The organism is Halomonas sp. DP8Y7-1 (assembly GCF_019801685.1).
In the GTDB taxonomy this organism is placed as follows: Bacteria; Pseudomonadota; Gammaproteobacteria; order Pseudomonadales; family Halomonadaceae; genus Halomonas; species Halomonas litopenaei_A.
Window position 1 is genome coordinate 74,451 of sequence record NZ_JAHVIN010000012.1, and the last position, 24,545, is coordinate 98,995.

Here is a 24,545-nt window from a genome sequence, read left to right on the forward strand (position 1 = left end):
ATGGGCGCCATCGCCGTCTAGCGAGACTCGCCTCTCATCGCAACACGCTACCACGTCATGCTGCCGACTCCAGGAGCTGCCATGAAGAAGCCGAACCCCTCGATGTCCGTGCTGGTCGCCGGCTTGGTGGCCGGCGCCATGGCGTTCACGCTGGCGTCCTCGGTCATGGCCCAGGACGTGGGTGATGACGCCTGGGCGGAGCAGCCTCCCGATGTGCGCGTCGTCGTGGACGTCTCCGGCAGCATGAAGACCAATGATCCGAACAAGCTCGCCGGCAGCGCGCTGGACATGTTGGTGGCCCTGCTGCCAGGGGGCGTCAATGCCGGTATCTGGACGTTCGGCCAGAGCGTCGATAATCCGTTGCCCCCGGCCCGCGTGGACGCCCAGTGGCGCGAGCGCGCGCTGGCCTTGCCGCCTGCGCTCGAGCAGTACCAGCAGTACACCGACATTGAAGCGGCGCTGAGCACCGCCGCGGCCGCCGAAGCAGAAGGCTGGCGTCATCTGGTGCTGCTGACGGATGGGGTGATTGATCTGGCGCCGGGCAATGGCAGCAAGCCAGAGATCGATCTTGCCTCGCGTGCCCGCCTTGTCGACGACGTGGTGCCCGCGCTGGCGGACCAGGGAGTGGCGATCCACGCCATCGCCTTTTCCGACGGGGCTGATGTGGCATTGGTGGAACGGCTGGCGCAGCGAACCGGCGGCCTGGCAGCGGTGGCAGAGACGCCGAACGCGCTGCTGGGGGCCTTCCTCGACATCGTCGAGCGTATTTTTCCGGTGGACCAGGTGCCGCTGCAGGATCAGCGCTTCACCGTGGATGCCAGCGTCGACGACTTCTCTGCCTTGGTGTTTCACGAGCCCGGACAGGGCGAGGTGACGCTGGTGGCGCCGGATGGACGTCGCTATACCCGTGATACTGCCCCAGCGGGGGTCCGCTGGCAGCGGGAGCCCCGTTTCGATCTGATTCAGGTGCCTCGGCCCGAGCAGGGGGAGTGGCGCATCGAGGGCCCTGTGGCGGACGATTCTCGGGTGACGGTGAACAGTGACCGGCAGCTGGTGACCGGGGCACTCCCCGCGACGCTGTATTCGGGCTTCTCGGTGCCGCTCAGCGTCAGGGTGGAGCAGGGCGATGACGTGATGGTGCCGGAGGGGCTGCAGGTCACGGCGGAACTGACCGGCGAGGCCGTGGAAGGCTCCCATGTCGTCTCCCTGGTCAATCAGCAAGGCGTATTTCGCGCAGACCTGGCCGCGCCGGCAGGTGTCGGAGCCGCCCGCTTGGTGATCACCGCCAAGGCAGATGACTTTCATCGCCAGCGGGTTCAGGCCGTCAACGTGTTGCCCGCCATCGGGGTCGCTCTGGATCGACAGCAACGCAGCGTGTCGCTGGTCGCCGAGCATCCTCGCCTGGAGCATGGGAACACTCGGTTTGAGGCCGAGCTCACCGGGCAGCCGTTGGAGGTAAAGCCCGCCGGTGATCGTCGCTGGACGCTGCAGCTGCCCGAGCTTGAGGATGACGTGCGCCGGCCAATGCGTATCGTGGCAGTGGCCGAACTCGACGGTGATGAGACCCGTTGGGAGCTGCCGACGGTGTGGATCAATGCCGACGGTGAGGTCGGGATCGATCGTGCTCTGGCAGGCCCTACCTTGAGCGGAGAGCGGTTCGCGTCGGCCAGTGAGGACACCGCTGCGCCTGCCCAGCAGGCCCCCCTGGCAGATCGCTTTGTGGCGTTGGTCAATGAAGGGCCAAAGCGGCTGGTGCAGTGGTGGCGCGATGGTCGTCCTGGACTGGCCCCGGTGATGGAACAGGCCCGCAGCGATCCGCGCGTGCTGGTGTCGTTGGTCATGGTGTTGGTGGTCTGCGTTGTACTGTATCTATGGCGACGCCGCAGGCAGCGTCAGCCCGAACGTGAATCAACAAGAGAAGAGCCGCATGTGTGAGCTTCTGGGCATGAGCGCCAATGTGCCCACCGACATCTGTTTCAGCTTTACCGGGTTTCTCCATCGCGGCGGTGGTACCGGGCCACATCGTGATGGTTGGGGCATCGCATTCTATGAAGAAGGCGGTTATCGCGAATTTCGCGATCCCCACCCCTCCGTGCATTCACGTATTGCCCGATTGATCTGCGAATACCCGATCAAGTCGCATATCGTGATCAGCCATATTCGTCAGGCCAATGTGGGGCAGGTAAAGCTCGCCAATACCCATCCCTTTGTGCGGGAAATGTGGGGGCAGCCTTGGTGCTATGCCCATAACGGGCAGTTGACGGACTGGCAGCAACTGGAGCTCGCCAGCTATCGACCGGTGGGCTCCACCGACAGCGAACATGCCTTCTGTCATTTATTGGGTGAGCTGCGTCGACACTACCCGGACCCACCCGAGGATCGCCGTGGGCTGTGGCAGACGCTTCATCAGCTTTGCGAGAAGTTGCGTGGCCTTGGTGTGTTCAACCTGCTGCTGGCAGATGGGGAGTATCTGTATACCTTCTGCTCAACCAAGCTGGCGCACATTACCCGGCGCGCCCCGTTCGGCGAGGCGAATCTCTCCGATGCGGATATGGTGGTGAACTTCATCGAGCATACGACCCCTAATGACGTGGTGTCGGTGCTGGCCACCGAGCCGCTGACCGATAATGAAAAGTGGACACGCATGCTGCCGGGTGAGCTGCTGGTGTGGCGTGACGGCGAAATCGTGGCGCGCTTTCTCAGCGAGCAGGACTCCGCAGAGCAAGGATAAGCGACGTTAATCTGCCCGGTTTTAAACGAAAGTTTGAATCGGTTGTATTACAGTTTGTTGCGATCCTGGGCTATGGTAGCCATAGTCAAGCAAGCGCTGAATCAGGCGCTGAAGTTCGATAATAAGCAGGAGGCCATGTCCTCCAGTGGAGAACGCCCATGAGTGAGAACGCCGCTGCATCGATCGTCCGGGGGGAGGCTCTGGAAGGGCTTGATGATTACCACTCGGTGATGGACATCTTTCATCGCTCCGTCAAGCGGTATGCCGACAAGGTGGCCTTCTCATGCATGGGCAAGTCATTGACCTATGCGGAGCTGGATCGATTGTCCGGTGACTTTGCCGCCTGGTTGCAGAACGAGACCCAGCTGCAGCCCGGTGATCGCGTCGCCATTCAGCTGCCCAACCTGCTGCAGTTTCCGGTTGCCGTATTTGGTGCCATTCGCGCTGGCATGGTGGTGGTCAATACCAACCCGCTCTACACCGAGCGGGAGATGGCGCACCAGTTCAAGGACTCCGGCGCCAAGGCCATCCTGATCCTGGCGAACATGGCCGACAAGCTGGAAAAGGTGCTCGACAAGACCGATATCGAGCATGTCGTGATCACCGAGATTGGTGATCTGCACGACTTTCCCAAGCGACCACTGATCAATTTCGTGGTCAAGTACGTCAAGAAGATGGTGCCTCGCTATTCGTTGCCCAAGGCGATCGGCCTGCGGCAGGTGCTCAAGCGCGGCGCAGCGCTCGAGCATGCGGAGGCGGACGGCAAGCTCGATGATATTGCCGCCCTGCAGTACACCGGCGGCACGACGGGACTGGCGAAGGGGACCATGCTCACCCATCGCAATCTTGTGGCCAATATGCTGCAGGCCAAGCAGATCATCGGAACAGGGCTTGGTGAAGGATGCGAGGTGGTCGTGGCGCCGCTGCCCGTCTATCACATCTACACCTTCACGGTGAACTGCCTGTTCATGCTGGAAGGGGGGAACCACTCCCTGCTGATCACCAATCCGCGTGACCTGGATAACTTCGTCAAGGAGCTCAAGAACACCCGCTTCACCGGGTTCGTGGGGCTCAATACCTTGTTCAACGCGCTGTGCAATCGCGACGACTTCAAGGCGCTGGACTTTTCCGACCTGCGCCTCACCATTTCTGGTGGCATGGCGCTGACCAAGGCGGTGGCCAAGCGCTGGGAAGAGGTGACCGGCTGCCCGGTGGCCGAAGGCTACGGCTTGACCGAGACATCGCCGATTGTCAGCTTCAATCCGGTCGAGGCGATTCAGCTGGGGACGATTGGTCGTCCTGTCGCGGGTACCGAGCTCAAGCTGTGCAACCCGGATGGCGGTGAGCCACAGCCGGGTGAACCGGGAGAGCTGTGCGTGCGAGGGCCTCAGGTGATGAAGGGGTACTGGCAACGTGACGACGAGACCGCCAAGGTGATCGATGCCGACGGCTTCTTTCACACCGGTGATATCGCGGTGATTCAAGATGATGGCTACGTGCGTATCGTCGACCGCAAGAAAGACATGATCCTGGTGTCAGGCTTTAACGTGTACCCCAACGAGATCGAAGATGTGGTGGCGGCGCACCCCAAGGTGGTGGAGTCCTGTGCCGTCGGGGTGCCCGACGAGACCAACGGCGAGGTGATCAAGCTGTTCGTGGTGGCCAAGGACAGCTCGCTGACCACCGAGGAGCTGCGTAGCTGGTGCAAGAAGGAGCTGACCGCCTACAAGGTGCCCAAGCTGGTGGAGTTCCGTGATGAGCTGCCCAAGACCAACGTCGGCAAGGTGTTGAGGCGCCAGCTGCGCGATGAAGGAAGGGGTGGCGAAGCCGCTTGACCCTCGCTGCAGGGTTGGCAGCGGCCGCTTGAGCGTTACAATAGTGTGTTTTGCGCGCCCTTTGCGGCGACGCCTCCCCCAAGGGATGGCGTTGTCTCGCGAAGGGCGCCGTCGTCCTGACCGGAGCGACGCTCACGCCCACCTGGAGCCTGCGACCCTATCGTGTGTAGTTCGACGTCCACTTCCCCGCAAGATACCACTGCCGCCGCGCGACTCGAACGCCTGAGCTCAGGCCTCGATGAGGTGATGCTGCGCGACCGGCCCGTGTTGACCAAGCGACTGTCTGGCCTGGCGCGTCGCTTGCGCGAAGACAAACCCATTGACCGCGGCCTAGGGGAGCTGGAAGCCCAATGGCAGCGCTCCAACCGCACCCTGCAGCAGCGCCGCGAGCGTCCAGTGACGCTGGAGTATCCCGAAGCACTTCCCGTCGCCGAGCGTCGGCAGGACATCCTGGAGGCGCTGGCCTCGAATCAGGTAGTGGTAGTGGCGGGCGAGACCGGCTCTGGCAAGACGACCCAGCTGCCCAAGCTGTGTCTTGAGCTGGGCCTCGGTCGTCGAGGTTTGATTGGACACACGCAGCCAAGGCGTCTGGCGGCGCGCTCCGTCGCCACGCGCCTGGCGGAAGAGCTCCAGGTGCCCGTCGGCGAGCAGGTAGGGTATCAGGTCCGCTTCACCGATCAGACCAACGATGACACCCTGGTCAAATTGATGACAGACGGGATTCTGCTGGCGGAAACCCGGCAGGACCCTGACCTGCTGCGCTACGACACGCTGATCATCGACGAGGCTCACGAACGTAGTCTCAACATCGACTTTCTGCTGGGGTATCTGAAGCGACTGCTGTCTCGCCGCAAGGACCTCAAGGTGATCATCACGTCGGCCACCATCGACGTGGAGCGTTTCAGCCAGCATTTTGCGACTCGTCACGCCGACGGCTCTGTCCAGCCTGCCCCTGTGGTGGAAGTGTCGGGGCGTACCTACCCGGTGGAAGTCCGCTATCGCCCCTTGATCAGGGACGCCGAGGACGAAGAAGACCGGTCTCTCAGCGAAGGCATACTCCACGCGGTGGAGGAGATTGAAGCCATCGAGCGGGAAAAGCGCTGGTTTCATGGACCGCGAGATATTCTGGTGTTTCTGCCGGGAGAGCGTGAGATCCGCGAAACCGCCGATGTGCTCAGGCGTGCCGACCTCAAGAGCACCGAGGTCTTGCCGCTTTACGCCCGCCTTTCCAATGCTGAGCAGAATCGCGTGTTTGCGCCCCACGGTGGACGTCGCATCGTGCTGGCCACCAACGTGGCAGAAACGTCGCTGACGGTGCCAGGCATTCGCTACGTCGTTGATCCGGGCCTTGTGCGAATCAGCCGCTACAGCTACCGCGCCAAGATTCAGCGCCTGCCGGTAGAGGCCGTCAGCCAGGCCAGTGCCAATCAGCGAATGGGGCGTTGCGGGCGCGTCGCGGAAGGCGTCTGTATTCGGCTGTATGACGAAGAAGATTTTCTGGCGCGCCCGGAATTCACGGACCCTGAGATTCGCCGTACCAATCTGGCGTCGGTCATCCTGTCGATGCTGTCGCTCAAGCTGGGTGACATCCAGGCGTTTCCGTTCGTCGATCCGCCTGATTCACGTTTTGTCACCGATGGCTTCAAGTTGCTGTTCGAACTGGGCGCGGTCGATGACAAGGGGCGGCTGACGCCGATCGGTCGGCGCCTGGCGCGACTCCCCATCGACCCCCGTCTTGCACGGATGGTGCTGGCAGGCGACGAGCATGGCAGCCTGCGGGAGGTGCTGGTGGTGGTCTCCGCGCTGGCGGTGCAGGACCCGCGTGACCGGCCCGCGGACAAGCGTGAAGCGGCGGACCAGGCGCATCGGCGCTGGCAGGATCCGGAGTCGGACTTTGTGGCTCTGCTCAACCTCTGGCAAGGGTTCGAGACCGCTCGGGACGAGCTGTCCGGGAATCGCCTGCGCCGGTGGTGTCGCGATCATTACTTGAATTACCTGCGCCTGCGGGAATGGCATGACACCTTCCGTCAGCTGCGCCAACTGCTGCGTGACATGGATATTCAGGTGCCACCGCCGCGACAGCAGCTACCGGCCGAGTCCGATGAGGCAGACCAGCGCGAGCATGAGGCTCAACGCGCGCAGACCGTTGCCATGCACAAGGCGCTGTTGGCGGGACTGCTCAGTCACCTGGGGACGCTGAACGAAAACCGGGAATACCTGGGCGCGCGTAATCGCAAGTTCATGATCCATCCTGCATCGGGGCTTTCCAAGAAGACCCCGAAATGGGTCATGGCGGTGGAATTGGTGGAAACCTCCAGGCTGTTTGCCAGAACCGTGGCCAAGGTGGATCCGCAGTGGATAGAGCCGCTGGCAGGTCATCTGGTCAAGCGCAGCTACAGCGAGCCTCACTGGGAAATGAAACGTGCTCAGGTGGTCGCCTTTGAGCAGGTCACCCTGTTTGGCCTGCCCATCGTCAGTCGTCGCAAGGTGCACTACGGCCCCATCGCCCCGGCCGAGAGTCGCGAGCTGTTCATTCGCCGCGCGCTGGTCGAAGGTGAGTTTCGCACCAAGGGCAGTTTCTTTGCGCATAACCGTGCCTTGATCGACGAGGTCGAGGATCTGGAAGATCGCGCCCGGCGGCGAGACATTCTGGTCGACGAAGAGCAGCTGTTTGACTTCTACGACGCGCGTCTGCCCGAGGATATCGTCAACGGCAAGGGGTTCGAGGCCTGGCGACGCAAGGCGGAGCGTGATGACCCGCAACTGTTGAAGTTCGACCGACAGGCGTTGCTGGCCAGGGACGCCTTGGATGTGACCGGCGAGGCCTATCCGGATGAGCTGGTCATCGAGGGCGTGCGCTATCCCTTGAGCTACCATTTTGCTCCTGGTGCCAAGGACGACGGCGTGACCATGACCGTGCCTGCGGCGATGCTGTCCCAACTGGATCCGGCGCGACTGGAATGGCTCGTGCCAGGCCTGTTGCGCGACAAGTGCATTGCGTTGCTGAAGTCGCTGCCCAAGTCGATTCGCCGTCAGGTCGTGCCGATTCCGGATTGGGTCGACGCTGCCCTGGAGGCGCTGGTACCCGGTCAGGGGAGTCTGACCGAGGCGCTTGCGGAGTTCTTGCGGGTCAAGACAGGGGTGCGCCTGACCCAGGATGATTGGCGCTGGGACCAGCTTGAGGATCATCTGGTGATGAATCTCAAGGTGGTGGACCACGCTGGCAAGGAACTGGGGCAGGGCAGAGACCTGCGCGCGCTGGAGCGCCGTTTTGAGCAAGCTGCCAGCGAGGGCGCCAGGGCATTGGCCAAGAGTGTGGAAGAACAGGTCGAACTCACGACCTTTCCCCGCGATGCACTCAGTGAGTCACGGGTGACCCAGCAGGCGGGTATTCGGGTCGAGGCCTTTCCGGCGCTGGTGCCTGGGGCAGAGGGCCTGAGGCTTGAGCTGTTCGACCATCCTGACAAGGCGCGAGAAGCCCATCGCCTCGGCGTGGTCAAGGCCGCCATGGACCTGTGCCCATCGCTGGTCAGGGCCATCGAGCGGACTCAAGGGCTTTCAACTTGTGCTCTACTGTTCGCCAAGGTAGGCAGCAAGCGCGCACTGACGGAAGATGTGGTGACGGCGGTGTTTGCCCAGGTGGTGGCGGTAGATCCACTGCCTCGCAGTGCGGCCGCGCTGGAAGAGCGCATCGCCGCTGTCGAGCAGGACATGCTACCCCGTGCCGAGAGCATGGTGGCGGTGCTGGAGCGAGCGCTCAAGGGCCATCTGGCAGTGACCAAGGCGTTGAAGGGCAACCTCAGTCTCTCGCTGGCACTGGTATACAGTGATCTCAAGGCACAGATGCAGCGCCTGGTGCATCCTGGGTTCGTCACGGCGGCAGGACCATGGCTGGAGGCGTATCCGCGCTATATGGAGGCGGCCCTGGTGCGTCTGGAGAAGGCCCCAAGGGAGCGTTCTCGGGATCAGATGCTGATGCAGGCGGTGCAGGACTTCGAAGCGAAACTGGACGCCAGGCGTCAGGCGGACAAGCGCGGCGATGTCGAAGATCCTGCGTTGGTGGAATTCCGCTGGTGGATCGAGGAACTGAGGGTGTCGCTGTTTGCCCAGCAACTCGGTACCGCCATGCCGGTCTCAGAGAAACGCCTGGCGAAACGCTGGGCAGAGCTGACAGGTCGGGCCTGATTCGGTCCGACATGAGCGACAGCTCGAGTAGTGAGCCAATGACGTTGCTTCGTGCAGGCGTTGGCGCAACGATGGAGCGTGACGTGAATCTAAGCGGTCGTTGATAGGCCGCGACAGCAAGGTGGCATGCAAGCTGCCCGATGAAGGAGAAAGGCATGACCCCAGCGAAGGTGCTGATTACCGGCAGCGGACTCTATACGCCGCCAAATGCCATCGATAACGATGCGCTGGTGGCGTCGTACAACGCCTGGGTGGATGCCGAGAATGCGCGCCAGCAAGCCGCTATCGACGCCGGAGAGCGGGAGCCGCTTGCCCATTCAAGCAGCGAGTTCATCGTCAAGGCGTCCGGTATCCAAAGCCGCTATGTGCTCGATGCCGAGGGCATCCTGAATCCCGAACGGATGCGTCCCCAGCTGGACGAGCGTGCCAATGACGCCCCGGGTATCCAGTGCGAGATGGCCCTTGCGGCGTCCCGTCAGGCGCTGGATAGCGCGGGTGTTGCAGCGGCGGATATCGATCTGGTGATTGTGGCCTGTTCGAACCTTGAGCGCGCTTACCCCGCGGTGGCGGTGGAGCTGCAGCAGGCGCTAGGTGCAGGAGGGTACGCGTTCGACATGAACGTTGCCTGTTCGTCAGCGACCTTCGCCATCGACAATGCCGTCAATGCCATCCGCGGCGGGGGCGTGCGGCGCGCACTGGTCGTCAACCCCGAGGTGTGCTCCGCCCATCTCAACTTCCGCGATCGCGACAGCCACTTCATCTTTGGTGACGCCTGCACCGCGCTGGTCCTGGAGAGCGAGGAGGTAGCAACGGCGGCATCTTCCTTCGAGGTGGTCGGTACCCGGCTGCTGACGCGGTTCTCCAATGCGATTCGCAACAATGCGGGTTTCCTCAATCGGGTGACCGACAGCGATCCGCTGGCGGTGGACAAGCTGTTCGTGCAGGAGGGGCGTCGAGTGTTCAAGGACGTCTGCCCGATGGTCGCCGAACTGATTCGAGATCACCTGTCCAGCCTGCAGATCACGCCCTCGTCGGTGTCACGGCTATGGCTGCATCAGGCCAACCGCCATATGAATGATCTCATCGCACGGCGTGTCCTTGGCCACGAGCCTGAGTTGGATCAAGCGCCGATCATCCTTGATCGTTACGCTAATACAAGCTCTGCTGGTTCGGTCATCGCTTTCCATTTGCATCATCAGGATCTCGAACCGGGTGCCTTCGGGGTGGTGTGTTCCTTCGGCGCGGGCTACAGTGCGGGCTGCGGCGTGATTCGACGACGCTGAGACAAGCCCTTGCCAGGACGGCAAAGGTGGAGTGCCGCGGCGACCACCTAGCCCCGATGGTGGTCGCCAACCCCTGGATCCGACGGCGGACGCCGGTAGCGGTCCAGGTGGCTGGTCACAGGGCCCGTAGCGCGACAGTAGAAGACGCAGGGAAACAATAATCGGTAGTGTGCCTCGACGACACGGCATGCTACGGGTGAATGGCAAGCCTGTCTGGCGATGCCACATGCTGTAGGAGGGTTCGCCAGGTCAGGCGGTGATGTCGAGCGCTGGCGCCCTCAAAGTGATGATGGTGACATGGACAGGCAATGGAGGCAGTCGAAAATGAACGCTAATGAATGCGGTGTCCTGAGTAAAAGTGCGCCGAAGGGCGTTGTGGTACTGGCAGCCGCACTGGCGGTCAGTGGATGCGCCAGCAGCGGTGTGAATAGTGAGCCTAACCCGGCGGATCCCTGGGAAGGCTTCAACCGCCGCGTGTTTGCCTTCAATGATGTCCTGGATCGGTATGCGCTGAAGCCGGCTGCTCAGGGCTATCGCTATATCACCCCGGACCCTCTGGAGCGGGGGGTGAGCAACTTCTTCGACAACCTCGGTGAAGTGCGCACGGTGCTCAACAGCCTGCTGCAAGGCAAGCCCGCCAATGCCGGCAATTCCAGCATGCGGTTCTTGATGAACACCACCTTTGGCCTCGGTGGCCTGCTCGACCCCGCCAGCCATGCCGGCTTTACGGCCGATACCGAGGACTTCGGTCAGACCCTGGCGGCCTGGGGTGTCGGCGAGGGGCCTTACGTGGTGCTGCCGTTCCTTGGACCAAGCACGGTGCGTGACACGGCAGCGCTGCCGGTGGACTGGTACTCGTATCCGCTGACCTATGTGGAAGACGACACCGTGCGCTATTCGCTGCGCGGGCTCGAGCTACTGGACGCCAGGGCGCAGCTGCTTGACCAGGAAGACCTGATTCGTGGCGACCGGTACAGCTTCATTCGAGATGCCTGGCTGCAGCGCCGCATGTTCGAGGTCAACGATGGCCAGCTGGGTGAGGACAACTTCATCAACGATGATTTTGACTACGACGAAGATGCGTTCGCCGAGTAAGGCCGCGTGACCATGCTAGCTGCCAAGCCCCTGATCGGTGTCATCGACCATCCGGGCCGTCATCGCGACGCCCTGGTGGATGCCATTGCACGAGATGGCCTGGCGGTGTTCGCCGCGGCGAGTGCAGCAGAGCTGCCTGAGACGACGGCACTGGTGGTGGCCCACTCGCTGGCGGTGCCGAGTCGCGAGTGGATGACCCTGGCCGAGCGCTGGCCGACTCTGGTGGTGAGCGAAGATCGTCGCGACGACGATCTGCTGAAGGCGGTGGATGCCGGACTGATCGATTACGTGATCGAGCCCCTGCGTCACGCTCACTTGCTGCGGCGCATGATACGTCGGGTGGTCGATGTCAATCGCCTGGCCCGAGAGCGCGAGCAGGACCGGCTGCGTCTGGAAGAGCTCAATGAAAGCCTGGAGACGCACCTGGCCATGCTGCGGCTGGATCAGCAGGCGGGGGGGCAGATTCAGCGGCGAATGCTGCCCGTGCGTCCACAGCAGCTCGGCAGGGTGGGGTGTGACTACTGGTTGGCACCATCGCTCTATCTGTCCGGCGACTTTCTCGATATCCAGGCGTACAATGAGCGGTATACGTTATTCTACTTTGCCGACGTGTCGGGTCACGGTGCTTCTTCCGCCTTTGTGACGGTGTTGCTCAAGTACCTGTTCAACCGATGGCAAGGCGAGTGGAATGGAGAGGCCCCAGAGGCCTTGCCGCCGAGGTGGCTGGCGCAACTGAACCGGGAACTTCTGGATACCGGGATCGGCAAGCATGCCACCCTGTTTGTCGGCGTTATCGACCAGCAGAAGCGTTATCTACACTATTCATTGGGGGCCCAGCTGCCGATGCCATTGCTGAAAACGAGCGAAGGTGTGGTGACGCTGGAAGGAGAAGGCATGCCAGTCGGGCTGTTTCCTGACGTGTGCTACCCGACGCTTGGCTGTGACCTGCCGAGCGATTTTTCTCTATGGCTGTGCTCTGACGGCGTGCTGGAGTGTTTGCCGGGGGCTAGCCTGGAGGCGAGATTGGACGAATTGCAGCAGCGGGTCGCCAGCAGCGATTCATTGGATACGCTGCGACGAGGCTTGGCCTTGGGCACCTTGTCCAGTGATGAAGAAGCGCTCGCCGACCCCACCTCGGGTCGCGAAGAGCTGCCTGACGACTTGACGATCATGTTGGTGAGCGGGTTTGGCGATGAAAGTGCATGAAGGCCGCCTGAAGGCAGCATTTGATTCTGGTGTGTTCGTGCTCAAGCTGTGTGGCGATGTCCGCCTCACGCTGTGCGCAACACTGGACCATCAAGCCCAGCAACTGGCACAGACGCCGGGGCTGACGGCTGTCATGATTGATCTGCGGGATGCGAGCAATGTGGACTCGACGGCGCTGGGCTTTCTCGCCAAGGTCGCCATGGCCCTGCGGGGCAAGCTCGAACAGTCTCCGACCATCGTGGCCGACAACCCTGACGTCAAGCGCATGCTGGAGGTGATGGGCTTCGGCAGCTTCTTTACCCTGGTCGAACGGCCCATTGCCGAAGTCGACGAACTGCAGGAATTGCCCGAGGTAGCAGCTGATGAAGAAGGGTTACGTCAGCGCATTCTCGAGGCCCATCGTATTCTGATGCGCATGAACGAACACAATCAGGAGCAATTTCAGCCCCTGGTGGAGATGCTCGAAGCGCAGAGCGAGAGCGCGCACAAGGCCTGATGTCGGCGCGTCAACGGGTAGCCTGTTATTCGCAGGGCTGGTGTCGCAGCCCCAGTGTCTAAACGTGAGTCTGGGGCTGGTGTGTTGCCAATTGGCGTGCCCAGGGCGTCACGCAGCCCGGTTTGGTACCAGAACCAGAGCCAGAACCACAAGCGTTTCAGCGTTGACCTCGCGAGGGCGTAGCTCGACCTGCCGTGGGCCAGCGCCCCGGACTTTCGCTCATGTCCTTGAACGACCTCCGGAGCGTTGGCCACATACGGCCGGATCAGCTGCTGCGCAGGTCAGCGAGCAGGGTTTCCAGCTTGCGCTGATCGGCCATGAACTTGCGAATGCCCTCTGCCAGTTTTTCGGTTGCCATGGCGTCCTCGTTCATCGCCCAGCGGAAGTCGGCCTCGGACTGCGGTTCCGGCGGGCGGGTCTCGGCGTCACTGGCGGTCAGTCGACGAGGCAGGTCGCCTGATGCACTCTGCAGTTCTTCCAGCAGGTTGGGCGAGATCGTGAGGCGGTCACAGCCTGCCAGCGCCTTGACCTCATCGGTATTGCGGAAGCTGGCACCCATCACGATGGTGGAGTAGCCGTGCCCCTTGTAGTGGTCATAGATGCGCTTCACCGACTGAACGCCAGGATCGTTGTCGCCGGAGAAGTCGGCGTCGGGCTGCTGCGCCTTGTGCCAGTCCAGAATGCGGCCGACGAAGGGGGATATCAGGGTGACACCGGCGTCGGCGCAGGCTTGAGCCTGAGCGAAGCTGAACAGCAGGGTCAGGTTGGTTCGAATGCCTTCGCGCTCGAGTACCTTGGCGGCACGAATGCCTTCCCAGGTCGATGCCACCTTGATCAAGATGCGCTCGGCGCCGACACCGTGGCGGCCATAGCGTTCGATCAGTGAGTGAGCGCGCGCCAGGGTCGCATCGGTGTCGAACGACAGCCGTGCGCTGACCTCGGTAGACACATAACCGGGTACCAGCTCACTGATTTCACTGCCGATTTCGACCGCCACCGCATCCAGGGCGTCGTCAATGTCGTTGGCTTCCTTGGCAATCGCGGCCAGACGTGCGCGTCGGTCGTCGTGGCCGGCGGCCTGCAGGATGAGCGAAGGGTTGGTGGTGGCGTCGGTGGGCTGGAAGCGACGGATGGCGTCCAGGTCCCCGGTGTCAGCGACCACGGTGGTCATCGCTTTCAGTTGATCGAGCAGATTATCTGCCATGCAGCTCTTCTCCAATGTCAGAAGGTGTCGGTGGGCTGGGGTTACTGTATCAAGCGGATGAGATTGACAACAGCCGCGAGCGCTGCCGAGCGCGAGGGAGTGAGGCCGTCGGCACATGGCCTGGCCCTGGTGCGACCCTCCGGTCGTCGCTGCGGCATATGGGTTGTCCTGTCATCTATCATCGTCTGGTGACGGCGAAACGCCTCGTCGTCTAGACGTCTTTCTATTGTCATGGAGTGTCCGTGTCTTTGAATGCTCGACGAGTGGCGCTGCTGGTCGCCGCCAATACTGCACTTGCCCCCTTTGCGATCGATGCGTATCTGCCCGCCATGCCGGCGCTTGCAGAGACGGTCGGGGCCAGCGTTCACCATACCGAGCTGTCACTCAGCGTTTTCATGGTGGGCTTTGCCGTAGGTCAGCTGACCTGTGGCCCCCTGTCGGATCGGATCGGGCGAAAGCCGGTATTGCTGGCAGGGCAGATCCTGTTTCTTATTGCCAGTCTGGTGATTGTCAGCGTCGATTCGCTGACCGAACTGCTGGTGTGGCGGTTCGTCCAGGCGCTGGGGGGAGGGGCGTGTGTGGTCAATTCCGCGGCGATCGTGCGGGATTGCTTCAGTGGCCGCGAAGCCGCCAAGGTGATGTCGACCATGGCCATGATTCTGATGCTGGCGCCTCTGGTAGCGCCCATGGTCGGCAGTCTGCTGTTGTATGTGGCGGACTGGTGGCTGATCTTTGTCTTCCTGGCCGTCTATGCCGCCTTCCTGATGTGGCTGTTGGGTGCCTTTCTGCCAGAGACTCGCCCAGTGGACGCGCCGGTGGCATCGCCACGGCAGGTGCTGCGCAACTATCTCAGTGTGCTGATCGATCGTCGGGCCATGGGCTACATCCTTGCTGTCGCGGCATCCTTTGCGGGAATCTTCGCCTTTGTGACGTCGTCGCCCTTCCTGTACATGGAACACTATGGGCTGTCGCCGGCAGCCTACCCCTTTGTGTTTGGAGCGAATGTCGTGATCATGGCGCTGTCGAATCGCGTCAATATCCGGCTGCTGCGCAGGCGCACCCCACAGCAGAATCTACGGCTGGGCCTGGCGATTCAGCTGGTCGCGGCCTGCGGCTTGATGGCCTTGGTCGCCACCGGACTGGACTCGATCTACACGGTCGTGCCGCTGGTGATGACCTTTCTTGGGGTGGTCGGCCTTATTTCTCCCAACGCCATCTCCTCGCTGCTGGAGCGTTTCAGTCATATGAGTGCCACGGCCACGGCGCTGCTGGGCAGCATCCAGTTCAGCAGCGCCGCACTGTCCGGTGCCTTGGTCACGGCCTTTGAAATCGACTCGGCCTGGCCGATGGTCATCGCCATGGTCACGGTCGCCGTGATCGGGAATGTGGGGCTGCGTGTGCTGGCGGGGCGCCCCCCCAAGCTCGATGAGGTGGTGTCGTGATCGAGGCAGCATGGAGCTGCCTGCTGCAGTGGTGGGCGCTCAGTGAATTGACCCTTGGGACCTGGCTGTGGGTCGGTGGGGTGCTGGCACTCGGGTGCTTCGTACAGCGCACCACCGGGTTTGGCATGGCGGTGGTCGGGGCGCCACTGATACTGCTGAAGGCTCCCGCCATGGTGCCGGTGGTGCTGGTGGTCTACGGTTTTCTGGTGTCGTGCCTGGTGGTCAGGCGCTATCGTCGCGAAGTGGCGATGGGTGACATCTCCATGGCGCTGGTCGGCAAGGTGCCGGGCACCTTGCTGGGGGTGTGGTTGCTGTTGATCGCCCCCATGGCAACCCTTGAAGTCATGATCGCCGCCATCGTGCTGTTCGCCGTGCTGGTCACCCTGTTCAAGCTACGCCTGCCGGTCAACCGCAGCTCGCTGTTCGGTGCGGGATTTCTCTCGGGAATCTTTGGCGCCGTCGCGGCGATCGGAGGTCCTCCCATCGTCCTTTTGATGCATGGCATGCCGATGGATCGGTTGAGGGGCAACTTGGCGGCCTTCTTCCTGATATCGTCGCTGATGACGCTGGCAAGCCTTGCCGCCGTGGGCAAGGTGCCGCTGTGGTTGCTGGCGGTCAGCCTGAGCTTTCTGCCGATGGTGTTGGTGGGCCATGGGCTGGGGGCCGCGCTGGCGCCACGACTGCCGAGACGGCTGTTGCAAGGGGCATCCTTGACCCTATGCGCTGCGGCGGCGATTGGACTGCTGTTGAGCTGATCCCCTCTGATCGCGCCGGCGACAACGCCGCCCGCTGCCGCAAGGCGACGGGCGGCGTTTTTTTAGGGGAGGGGGGAGGAAGTGTGGCGACCGGTGTCTCGGGAGCCGAGACGGAATGTCAGCCGTTGGGACACGCCTGTCAGGTATTGCGTGGTAGGGCATATTGCGTTTCGAGGTGGGCTGTCATGAAGCTGTCATTTTTCTGCGGCATTGTGTGCATCGCGAAGGTTGACCATCTCATCATCAGGAGACTTCTCCATGAATCGCATCCTCAAGACCACCGCTATCGCTGCTGCCGTCATGGGCGTGGTGGGTGTCGCTCAGGCACGTGACCAGGTCCGCATCGTGGGCTCCAGCACTGTCTACCCGTTCGCCAGCTACGTGGCAGAAGAGTTCGGCGCGACTACCGACTTCCCGACGCCGGTCATCGAATCCACCGGTTCCGGTGGTGGTCTGAAGCTGTTCTGCTCCGGCGTGGGTGACGATACCCCGGATATCACCAACGCCTCGCGTCGCATGAAGACCTCCGAGTTCGAGACCTGTGAAGCCAACGGTGTGACCGACATCACCGAAGCCTTCATCGGCTATGACGGCATCGCCTTCGCCCAGTCCGCCCAGAATGACGCCATGGACGTGACTCGTGAGCAGATGTTCATGGCCCTGGCCGCCAAGGTGCCGGTTGACGGTGAGCTGGTCGACAACCCCTATACCAAGTGGAGCGAGATCGACCCGTCCCTGCCGGATCGCGAGATCGCCGTCTACGGTCCGCCCACCACCTCCGGTACTCGCGATGCCTTCGCTGAGCTGGTAATGGAAGCGGTCTCCGAGGAAATGGACGCCTACGGTGGTGAGGGCTACACCGACATCCGTGCTGATGGCGCCTTCATCGACGCCGGCGAGAACGACAACCTGATCGTTCAGCGCCTGGCCGAGAACACAGCGGCCTTCGGCATCTTCGGCTACTCCTTCCTGGAAGAGAACGCCGACACCCTGATCGGCTCCAACATCGACGGTGTCGCGCCGACCCCCGATGCCATCGGCAGCGGTGAGTACCCGGTGTCGCGCTCGCTGTTCTTCTACATCAAGAACCAGCACGCCGACGACGTGCCGGCGATGTACGAATACGCCAACACCTTCATGAGCGAGCAGATGATTGGTGATATCGGCTACCTCAAGGGTATTGGCTTGATTCCTGCCCCTGAGGCGGATCGTGCAGAGGCTCGCAGCGCCGTCGAGAGCCAGACTAGCCTCGAGCTGGCCGACCTGAAGTAAGGGACCCGGGTCCCGATCACGCCGGCCGGCATCCTCGATAGGGTGTCGGCCGGTACACGTTCCAGCGAGTATGCGCTCGTTTTGGCACATAACTCCGAGAGACACCCATGCAGACCAATCAACTCCTGGCGATGTTCAGCGGCTCGCTGCTTCTGCTCGGTCTGATCGCCTACTTCCTGGCCCGCGGCAAGGCGGCCAGGGTCCGAGCCTCAGGCACCTCCATGTACGCCCAGCCCGATCAGTACGGCTGGTTCACCGTCATGTCCACGGCGGGTCCGGCTCTGGCGGTAGGCGCTGTCGGTAGCTTTGTGATGCTGCTCGTGGGCGCCGAGATTCCGCCGCTGCTGTTGCTGGCAGGTAGTCTGGTCGTTGCCTGCGCCGGTCTGGTGATCGGTGTCGCCATGGTGCGTCCCGACTTTCACGCGCGTCAGGCGATCGAGCGGGTGATCCGTTTCTTTCTGGCCGGCGCCGCGCTGATCTCCATTTTCACGACCCTGGGGATCCTCTTGTCGATCGTCTTCGAGGCGATCCGTTTCTTCCAGATGCAGAGCTTCTGGGACTTCATTACTGGTACGACCTGGAATCCGGGCGCCAGCTTCCTGGCGGCGGCAGGTCGTGCAGAAGAAGGCGCCAGCGCCGCGCAGTTTGGTTCCGTGCCGCTGTTTGCCGGCACCTTCATGATTACCTTCATCGCCATGCTGGTGGCGATTCCCATCGGCCTGCTGGCTGCCATCTACATGGCCGAATATGCGCCGCCCAAGGTGCGTACCTTCGCCAAGCCGGTGCTGGAAGTCCTGGCCGGTATCCCCACGGTGGTGTACGGCTTCTTCGCTGCCATCACGGTGGCGCCGATCATCGTCGGGATTGCTGGCTTCTTCGGTGTAGAGGCGTCGTTCAACAATGCCCTGGCCCCGGGGATCGTCATGGGCATCATGATCATTCCGTTCATTTCCTCGCTGTCGGATGACGTCATCAACTCGGTCCCCAACAGCATGCGCGAAGGGTCGCTGGCACTTGGCCTGACCAAGGGCGAAATGATCCGCGATATCGTCGTCCCGGCAGCACTCCCCGGGATCATCTCGGCGTCGCTGCTGGCGGTGTCCCGCGCCCTGGGCGAAACCATGATCGTGGTCATGGCAGCCGGCATGCGCCCGAACCTGACGGCCAACCCCCTCGAGGACATGACGACCGTGACCGTGCGCATCGTGGCCGCGCTGACCGGTGACCAGGAATTCGCCAGTGCCGAGACGCTGTCAGCCTTTGCCCTTGGCCTGGTGCTGTTCGTCGTGACGCTGAGCCTTAACCTGGTGTCGGTGATCATGATTCGTCGCTTCCGCGAAAAGTATCGCGTCAACAACCTGTAAGCCGTGGAGCCCAAGCAATGAGACAATCCTTCGACGACATCAGCGCCCAGCTCCGCGCACGCCACCGCAAGTCGGCTCGGCTGAAGTGGATTTCCATGGGGGCGCTTGGCCTGGCGGCACTGTTCCTGGTGCTGTTCTTCGCCGACATGCTGGTCAAGGGGCTGCCCGCCTTCCAGCAGGCCAAGATCCAGGTGGAAGTGGACTATTCCGAGCAGGCGAGCCAGCTACCTCTGGCCGCGGTCAATGAGGACGTTCGACCGCTGGTCAGCCGTGGATACCTGCGCCTGATCCCCGGGCGCATGCGTGACAATCCGGACCTGTTGGGAACGACCCGCATGGAGTGGGTGCTGGCAGATGGCCAGGTGGACCAATATCTCAAGGGACACCACGCCAGGCTCAGCGACAAGGAGAAGGCGGTGGTCGATCGCTTGAAGGAAGAGGGCCGAGCGGAGCTGCCGTTCAACACGACCTTCTTCACCAGCGGTGACTCCAAGATGCCTGAACTGGCGGGTATCGCCTCGGCGGCCATGGGCACGGTGTTGACCTTGCTGGTCACCCTGGCGGTGGCATTCCCCATCGGCGTCATGACCGCGGTGTACTTAGAAGAGTTCGCCCCGGACAACCGCTTTACCCAGTTGATCGAGATCAACATCAACAACCTGGCGGCGATCCCGTCCATCCTGTTTGGCCTGCTGGGCCTGGCCATCTTCATCAACTTCTTTGGCGTGCCACGCTCGTCTCCGGTGATTGGTGGCCTGACCCTGGCATTGATGACACTGCCGGTGATCATCATCGCCACCCGTACCGCTCTGCGCAGCGTGCCAGACTCGATCCGCCACGCCGCCTTTGGCGTGGGATGCTCTCGCTGGCAGATGGTGCGTGACCATGTGCTGCCGCTGGCACTGCCCGGCATCATGACCGGTTCGATCATCGGCCTGGCCCAGGCCATGGGGGAAACGGCGCCGCTGATCATTGTCGGCATGGTGGCGTTCATTCCAGATGTGACCACTTCGTTTACCGACGCAGCGACCGTGCTGCCGGCGCAGATCTTCACCTGGGCGGGTGAGCCGGATCGTGCCTTTATCGAGAAGACGTCGGGCGGCATTCTGGTGCTGCTGGCTGTTCTCATCACGCTCAACGCCACCGCTGTGGTGCTGCGCAAGAAATTCGAGCGGCGCTGGTAAAGCGGCCCCCAAACAGGATACGTTGCCATGAACATGAAAGTTGCCCAGCGCGGAGAGAACGTGATGAAGCAGGATCAGCCCGGCCAGCCGGTCACTCGCAACGACGACGCCAATCATGAGTTGAGCGTTCGGGTGAGAGACCTGGACCTGTGGTACGGCGACTTCCACGCGCTGAAGTCGATCAACATGGATCTCTACCAGAAGAACGTGACGGCACTGATCGGGCCGTCGGGTTGTGGCAAGTCGACCTTTCTGCGCTGCTTGAACCGCATGAACGATCTGATCCCCAGTGTGAGCATCAAGGGTCTGATCGAAATGGACGGTCGCGACGTGAACGAGTCGAAGATGGACGAAGTCGCCTTGCGTCGCAGGGTCGGCATGGTCTTTCAGAAGCCCAATCCGTTCCCCAAGTCGATCTACGACAACATTGTCTATGCCCCCAAGATGCATGACCTGGTAAGCCGCAAGGCCGATCAGGATGAGCTTGTCGAGCGTGCGCTGCGTGACGCTGGGCTGTGGGAAGAGGTCAAGGACAAGCTGCACCAGCCGGGAACATCGCTGTCCGGTGGACAGCAGCAGCGTCTGTGTATTGCACGGGCGATTGCCGTGCAGCCTGACGTGATTCTTATGGATGAGCCGACGTCGGCACTGGATCCGATCTCTACTGCCACCATCGAAGACTTGATGGACAAGCTGAAGCAGCAGTTCACCATCATCACCGTGACCCACAATATGCAGCAGGCGGCACGCGTGGCGGACTACACCGCGTTCTTCCATCTGGGTGAAGTGGTTGAGTACAACGACACCAAGACCATGTTCTCGACGCCGCATACCAAGAAGGCCGAGGACTACATCACCGGCCGCTACGGCTAGACCAGTGATGATGGTAGCTCTGGCGCACTGACCGATCCCGCGTGAACCCGGGAAGACGTCATCAAGCACAGACAAGCGTCAGCAGACCATGACATCCGTGAGGGAGGCCCAGGGGCCTCCCTCATTGTGTTAGGCGATCATGACGCGGTGACGCTCTACGCTGTCGTTCTGCGCGGTGATGTCGGTCGGAAGGCATGCACGGTGATGCTCAAGCCATGCGCCACGAGTGAGGCGAGACAGCCACGCCGGTAGAGAAGAGCCACGCCAGTAGACAGCCATTCCTGTAACCAGCCATGCCCGTCAGGCACCGCCAGTCAGGCAGGTCTGGCGACCCCTCGCATGCACAGCAGACCCAGTAGCGGGCCAGGCAGCAACAGCCACAGCACGGCCACATCCAGGGTCTGCCACAGGCTGGCGCCAAGCCAGATGCCTGGCAGTGTCAGGCTGAAGCCGATGGCGTTCATCACAGACAGGGTGGCACCAATACGTTCTTTGGGCGCTGCACTCGAGGCCAGTGAAGAAAATTGCGCCGAGTCCGCAATGACGCTGAAGCCCCACAACATCAGCAACAGCATCAGCAGGGCCGGGTTGACGTTGGCCAGCAGGGGGTAGAGCAGGCACAGGCTGCCAGAGGTGGCCAAGGCGAGATTGGCGGCCCTGGCACTGCCGTAATGCCGGCTGTAGGCACCGGCGGCAATACAGCCCAGGGCACCCACCGCGATCACCGCAAAGCTGAGCCAGGGGGTCCAGTGGCTGGCCACCGCAAGTCGCGTTACCTCGCGGCTCACCAGCAGTGGCACCAGCATCCAGAAGGCGTAGAGCTCCCAGCAATGACCAAAGTAGCCCCCGGCCACACGCAGGAACTGGAGGTCACGAAAGGCCGCCAGCCCGTCGCGCAGCGACGCCCGTCCAGAGGTGTGCGGCAGATGGGGGCCATCCCCCAGCAGGCCGACAGCAAGCCCGCCAAGGACCGCCAGCAGAGACGCCAGCGCCAGGGTCCAGGCCCAGGGAAGGTCAAGGGTCGCGCCTCGCAGTAGATGCGGCATGGCCGTGCCCAGGGTCAACATGCCGACCAGCCAGGCCAGCGCTGCGCCGGTGTGCTTTGGGGTCCAGCCGATGACCAGCTTCATGCCCAGCGGGTAGATGCCGGCGAGGCAAAGTCCGGTGGCAAAGCGCAAGGCGACGGCGAGGGCAGGGCTCGAGGCCGCGAGGACGAACGCCAGGTTGATGGCGGCCCCTGCCAGGCTCGAACAGAGAAAGATACGGCTGGCTCGGTGGCGGTCCGCCAGACCGGAGCCCGCGATGACCAAGGTGCCCACGATGAAGCCGAGTTGAACGGCGAGAGTGAGCAGACCGATGTCGGCTTCCTGCAAGCCCAGGTCATCGCGAAGGGATGCGGCAACGCCGTTGACGCTGAACCAGAGCGAGGTGCCACACCACTGGGCCAGTACGATCAGTGGCAGGGCGAGTCGAGAGCGGTCCATCCATGGTTCCTGTGAGGGGAGGCATAGGCCGAAAGCACCAGTGGCGCCTTGGGCCTATGTCGATGAATGACGGGCCACACACATGGGCACGCATGACCGCCTCGTTCTCAGTGGGTGAGGCGGTATCAGTCGATCAGCTCTACCGCGACGGCCGTCGCTTCGCCGCCGCCGATGCACAGGCTGGCGATACCGCGTTTGCCGCCCTTGGTGCGCAGGGCATGGATCAGGGTAGCAATAATCCGGGAGCCGGTAGAGCCCACCGGGTGGCCCTGGGCGCAGGCGCCACCGAAGACGTTGACCTTGTCGTGGGGCAGTCCGAGGTCATCCATGGCCATCAGCGTGACCACCGCAAAGGCTTCGTTGATCTCGAACAGGTCAACATCGTCGACCTTCCAGTCAAGCTTCTTCATCAGACTGTCGATGGCCCCGACCGGGGCAATGGTGAACTCGCTCGGATGACGCGAGTGGGTGCTGTGTCCCACCATGCGAGCCAACGGCACAGCGCCGAGTCGATCGGCCGCCGCCCGAGTCGACAGGATCAGCGCAGAGGCGCCATCGGAGATGGAGCTGGCATTGGCGGCGGTAATGGTGCCGTCCTTGGCAAAGGCCGGTCGCAGGGAGCGGATCTTGTCGAGGCGAGCCTGGAAGGGTTGTTCGTCCTGCTCGACCAGACTATCGCCCTGGCGGCTGGTGATGGTCACCGGGGCCATCTCGGCGATCAGGTGTCCTGCCTTGGTGGCCTGCATGGCGCGCTCAAGAGAGGCGATCGCGAAATCGTCCATGCGTTCCCGGTCATAGCCGCGCTCATTGGCCACGTCCTGGGCAAACCCGCCCATCAGGCGACCGGTCTCGGCGTCCTCGAGCCCATCCAGGAACATGTGATCCTTGAGTTCGCCATGGCCAAGGCGATAGCCGCTGCGCGCCTTCGTCAAGACATGAGGTGCGTTGGACATGGACTCCATGCCTCCGGCCAGCATCACCTCGGCCGTGCCGGCCTTGATCAGGTCGTGGGCCAGCATGGTGGCCTTCATGCCGGAACCACATAGCTTGTTGATCGTGGTGGCGCCGCGCTGGTCGGGAATGCCTGCCTGACGCATGGCCTGGCGTGCTGGCCCTTGCTTGACGCCCGCCGGCAGAACGCAGCCAAAGATGCCTTCTTCAATGGCGTCGGGGGGGATGGCGGCTCGTTCGATAGCCGCGGCGATCGCGCAGGCGGCCAGTTCTGGAGCAGTCTTGCTGGAAAGAGAACCGAGCATGCCGCCCATGGGCGTACGGGCGGCGGCAAGAAAGACGATGTCGGTCGGGTGCATGGCGTGCCTCCTGTGACCTTGATGGCCTGGCCCGTTAAGGACCGGCCATGACGGTATTGTGGTTGTTGGCTATCGCGAGCTGGCGCCTGCGGAAGACCTTCAGTGTGGCCCAGCCCGGCGAGATGCGCTTGCAGGTCCCTGGCGTTGACAGGATCAGTCGGCGTTGACCCTGAGGGTGCGCTATGCTTCCCTCATCAAAACCAAGCAAGCGCTAGTGTAACTGTCGATGAATGTAATGAATGACTCGCCTCGCCGCAAGGAGCTGATCCGCCTCGCTGCCCAGCTGTTTGTCCAGGAAGGCTTCGATCGCACGACCGTGCGCATGCTGGCTCAGGAAATGGGTATCAAGTCGGGTAGCCTGTTCCATCACTTCAGGGACAAGCAGGAAATTCTGGCCGCTGTCATCGAAGAGGGGACGCAGAATGCCTTGACGCTGGCTCGCGCGGCCCTCGACGATGCAGGCTCAGACCCCTTGTCTCGGCTGCATGTCATGGCGCGTGCCCATCTGGATACGCTGTTGACCGATCGCAACGCCCACGTCGTCGCGCTCTACGAATGGCGACGCCTGGACGACGCTGCGCGGGATCATCTGACCCACCTGAGGGACGCCTACGAGGGGCTGTGGAACGACGTCATCGACGAGGCCATCGAAGCCGGTCTGGTGGCCGGTGATCGAGCGCTGGTCGCGCGTTTTGTGCTGGGGGCGCTGAACTGGACCGTGCGCTGGTACGATCCGGACGGTCCGCGCAGCCCAGAGCAACTGGCCGATGAATTGGTCAATATGCTGACCCGCCGGACCTGAGCGCCACCTTTACCGCGTCCTGGC

At 62.4% G+C, this 24,545-nt stretch carries 18 protein-coding genes; 15 read left to right on the forward strand and 3 right to left on the reverse strand.

All coding sequences use genetic code 11. The features are described 5' to 3' along the window. The first annotated feature begins 81 nt into the window (after positions 1 to 81). The 8 genes from KUV41_RS14630 to KUV41_RS14665 all read left to right on the forward strand — a co-directional run bounded on the left by KUV41_RS14630 (position 82) and on the right by KUV41_RS14665 (position 12,831). Entirely contained in the window at positions 82 to 1,935 is a 1,854-nt protein-coding gene (locus KUV41_RS14630) for a VWA domain-containing protein (RefSeq protein WP_222486627.1), read from the forward strand. After that, positions 1,928 to 2,731 (forward strand): class II glutamine amidotransferase, encoded by an 804-nt coding sequence (locus KUV41_RS14635; protein WP_222162973.1) that lies wholly within the window; start codon positions 1,928 to 1,930, stop codon positions 2,729 to 2,731. The genes KUV41_RS14630 and KUV41_RS14635 overlap by 8 nt, the downstream gene beginning before the upstream one ends. Positions 2,732 to 2,889: 158 nt before the next feature. Further along, positions 2,890 to 4,566 (forward strand): AMP-binding protein, encoded by a 1,677-nt coding sequence (locus KUV41_RS14640; protein ID WP_222238110.1) that lies wholly within the window; start codon positions 2,890 to 2,892, stop codon positions 4,564 to 4,566. Positions 4,567 to 4,728: 162 nt separating this feature from the next. After that, positions 4,729 to 8,751, forward strand: coding sequence for an ATP-dependent RNA helicase HrpA (hrpA, locus tag KUV41_RS14645; protein WP_315900594.1), 4,023 nt, complete (start codon positions 4,729 to 4,731; stop codon positions 8,749 to 8,751). A 155-nt stretch (positions 8,752 to 8,906) separates the two neighbouring features. After that, on the forward strand, positions 8,907 to 10,034 hold the full coding sequence (locus tag KUV41_RS14650; protein ID WP_222486628.1) for a beta-ketoacyl-ACP synthase III: 1,128 nt from the start codon (positions 8,907 to 8,909) through the stop codon (positions 10,032 to 10,034). A 324-nt stretch (positions 10,035 to 10,358) separates the two neighbouring features. Beyond that, a complete protein-coding gene (locus KUV41_RS14655; protein ID WP_206937108.1) occupies positions 10,359 to 11,129 on the forward strand; it encodes a VacJ family lipoprotein in 771 nt (256 codons plus the stop codon). Between the two features lie 12 nt (positions 11,130 to 11,141). Continuing rightward, positions 11,142 to 12,335, forward strand: a complete 1,194-nt coding sequence (locus tag KUV41_RS14660) for a PP2C family protein-serine/threonine phosphatase (protein WP_222162976.1) — start codon at positions 11,142 to 11,144, stop codon at positions 12,333 to 12,335. After that, a complete protein-coding gene (locus tag KUV41_RS14665; protein ID WP_206937113.1) occupies positions 12,322 to 12,831 on the forward strand; it encodes an STAS domain-containing protein in 510 nt (169 codons plus the stop codon). The genes KUV41_RS14660 and KUV41_RS14665 overlap by 14 nt, the downstream gene beginning before the upstream one ends. 265 nt (positions 12,832 to 13,096) lie before the next feature. On the opposite strand, the gene tal is transcribed toward KUV41_RS14665, so the two are convergent. Continuing rightward, positions 13,097 to 14,035: a transaldolase gene (gene tal / locus KUV41_RS14670; RefSeq protein ID WP_206937116.1), complete on the reverse strand. Its 939-nt coding sequence runs from the start codon at positions 14,033 to 14,035 to the stop codon at positions 13,097 to 13,099. Between the two features lie 242 nt (positions 14,036 to 14,277). Here tal and KUV41_RS14675 point away from each other — a divergent pair, with 242 nt between their 5' ends. The 6 genes from KUV41_RS14675 (at position 14,278) to pstB (ending at position 20,925) form a co-directional block, all read left to right on the forward strand. After that, the gene (locus KUV41_RS14675) at positions 14,278 to 15,477 is read left to right on the forward strand and encodes a Bcr/CflA family multidrug efflux MFS transporter (protein WP_222486629.1); all 1,200 of its coding nucleotides are present in this window, start codon (positions 14,278 to 14,280) and stop codon (positions 15,475 to 15,477) included. After that, on the forward strand, positions 15,474 to 16,232 hold the full coding sequence (locus tag KUV41_RS14680) for a sulfite exporter TauE/SafE family protein (protein WP_315900595.1): 759 nt from the start codon (positions 15,474 to 15,476) through the stop codon (positions 16,230 to 16,232). Before KUV41_RS14675 ends, KUV41_RS14680 begins: the two co-directional genes overlap by 4 nt. Positions 16,233 to 16,490: 258 nt before the next feature. Then, positions 16,491 to 17,504 (forward strand): PstS family phosphate ABC transporter substrate-binding protein, encoded by a 1,014-nt coding sequence (locus KUV41_RS14685; RefSeq protein ID WP_222486630.1) that lies wholly within the window; start codon positions 16,491 to 16,493, stop codon positions 17,502 to 17,504. 107 nt (positions 17,505 to 17,611) lie between these two features. Continuing rightward, positions 17,612 to 18,868 carry a phosphate ABC transporter permease subunit PstC gene (gene pstC, locus KUV41_RS14690; RefSeq protein WP_206937123.1) on the forward strand — a complete coding sequence of 419 codons (1,257 nt, stop codon included), beginning with the start codon at positions 17,612 to 17,614 and terminating at the stop codon, positions 18,866 to 18,868. A gap of 17 nt (positions 18,869 to 18,885) precedes the next feature. Continuing rightward, positions 18,886 to 20,052 carry a phosphate ABC transporter permease PstA gene (gene pstA / locus KUV41_RS14695; protein WP_222162979.1) on the forward strand — a complete coding sequence of 389 codons (1,167 nt, stop codon included), beginning with the start codon at positions 18,886 to 18,888 and terminating at the stop codon, positions 20,050 to 20,052. A gap of 63 nt (positions 20,053 to 20,115) precedes the next feature. Next, positions 20,116 to 20,925 (forward strand): phosphate ABC transporter ATP-binding protein PstB, encoded by an 810-nt coding sequence (gene pstB / locus KUV41_RS14700; protein ID WP_206939114.1) that lies wholly within the window; start codon positions 20,116 to 20,118, stop codon positions 20,923 to 20,925. Positions 20,926 to 21,239: 314 nt separating this feature from the next. Here pstB and KUV41_RS14705 read toward each other — a convergent pair whose 3' ends face one another. Next, positions 21,240 to 22,409 (reverse strand): MFS transporter, encoded by a 1,170-nt coding sequence (locus KUV41_RS14705; RefSeq protein WP_222486631.1) that lies wholly within the window; start codon positions 22,407 to 22,409, stop codon positions 21,240 to 21,242. 125 nt (positions 22,410 to 22,534) lie between these two features. After that, positions 22,535 to 23,719, reverse strand: coding sequence for an acetyl-CoA C-acyltransferase (locus tag KUV41_RS14710; RefSeq protein WP_222238116.1), 1,185 nt, complete (start codon positions 23,717 to 23,719; stop codon positions 22,535 to 22,537). Between the two features lie 235 nt (positions 23,720 to 23,954). Here KUV41_RS14710 and KUV41_RS14715 point away from each other — a divergent pair, with 235 nt between their 5' ends. Then, a complete protein-coding gene (locus tag KUV41_RS14715) occupies positions 23,955 to 24,521 on the forward strand; it encodes a TetR/AcrR family transcriptional regulator (RefSeq protein ID WP_222485577.1) in 567 nt (188 codons plus the stop codon). Positions 24,522 to 24,545: the final 24 nt, after the last annotated feature.

Bases quoted from the DNA above. Each gene is read 5' to 3' on its own strand.
- KUV41_RS14630 (WP_222486627.1), top strand. From the start codon at position 82: ATGAAGAAGCCGAACCCCTCGATGTCCGTGCTGGTCGCCGGCTTGGTG.
- KUV41_RS14635 (WP_222162973.1), top strand. From the start codon at position 1,928: ATGTGTGAGCTTCTGGGCATGAGCGCCAATGTGCCCACCGACATCTGT.
- KUV41_RS14640 (WP_222238110.1), top strand. From the start codon at position 2,890: ATGAGTGAGAACGCCGCTGCATCGATCGTCCGGGGGGAGGCTCTGGAA.
- KUV41_RS14650 (WP_222486628.1), top strand. From the start codon at position 8,907: ATGACCCCAGCGAAGGTGCTGATTACCGGCAGCGGACTCTATACGCCG.
- KUV41_RS14655 (WP_206937108.1), top strand. From the start codon at position 10,359: ATGAACGCTAATGAATGCGGTGTCCTGAGTAAAAGTGCGCCGAAGGGC.
- KUV41_RS14660 (WP_222162976.1), top strand. From the start codon at position 11,142: ATGCTAGCTGCCAAGCCCCTGATCGGTGTCATCGACCATCCGGGCCGT.
- KUV41_RS14665 (WP_206937113.1), top strand. From the start codon at position 12,322: ATGAAAGTGCATGAAGGCCGCCTGAAGGCAGCATTTGATTCTGGTGTG.
- tal (WP_206937116.1), bottom strand. From the start codon at position 14,035: ATGGCAGATAATCTGCTCGATCAACTGAAAGCGATGACCACCGTGGTC.
- KUV41_RS14685 (WP_222486630.1), top strand. From the start codon at position 16,491: ATGAATCGCATCCTCAAGACCACCGCTATCGCTGCTGCCGTCATGGGC.
- pstC (WP_206937123.1), top strand. From the start codon at position 17,612: ATGCAGACCAATCAACTCCTGGCGATGTTCAGCGGCTCGCTGCTTCTG.
- pstA (WP_222162979.1), top strand. From the start codon at position 18,886: ATGAGACAATCCTTCGACGACATCAGCGCCCAGCTCCGCGCACGCCAC.
- pstB (WP_206939114.1), top strand. From the start codon at position 20,116: ATGAAGCAGGATCAGCCCGGCCAGCCGGTCACTCGCAACGACGACGCC.
- KUV41_RS14705 (WP_222486631.1), bottom strand. From the start codon at position 22,409: ATGGACCGCTCTCGACTCGCCCTGCCACTGATCGTACTGGCCCAGTGG.
- KUV41_RS14710 (WP_222238116.1), bottom strand. From the start codon at position 23,719: ATGCACCCGACCGACATCGTCTTTCTTGCCGCCGCCCGTACGCCCATG.
- KUV41_RS14715 (WP_222485577.1), top strand. From the start codon at position 23,955: ATGAATGACTCGCCTCGCCGCAAGGAGCTGATCCGCCTCGCTGCCCAG.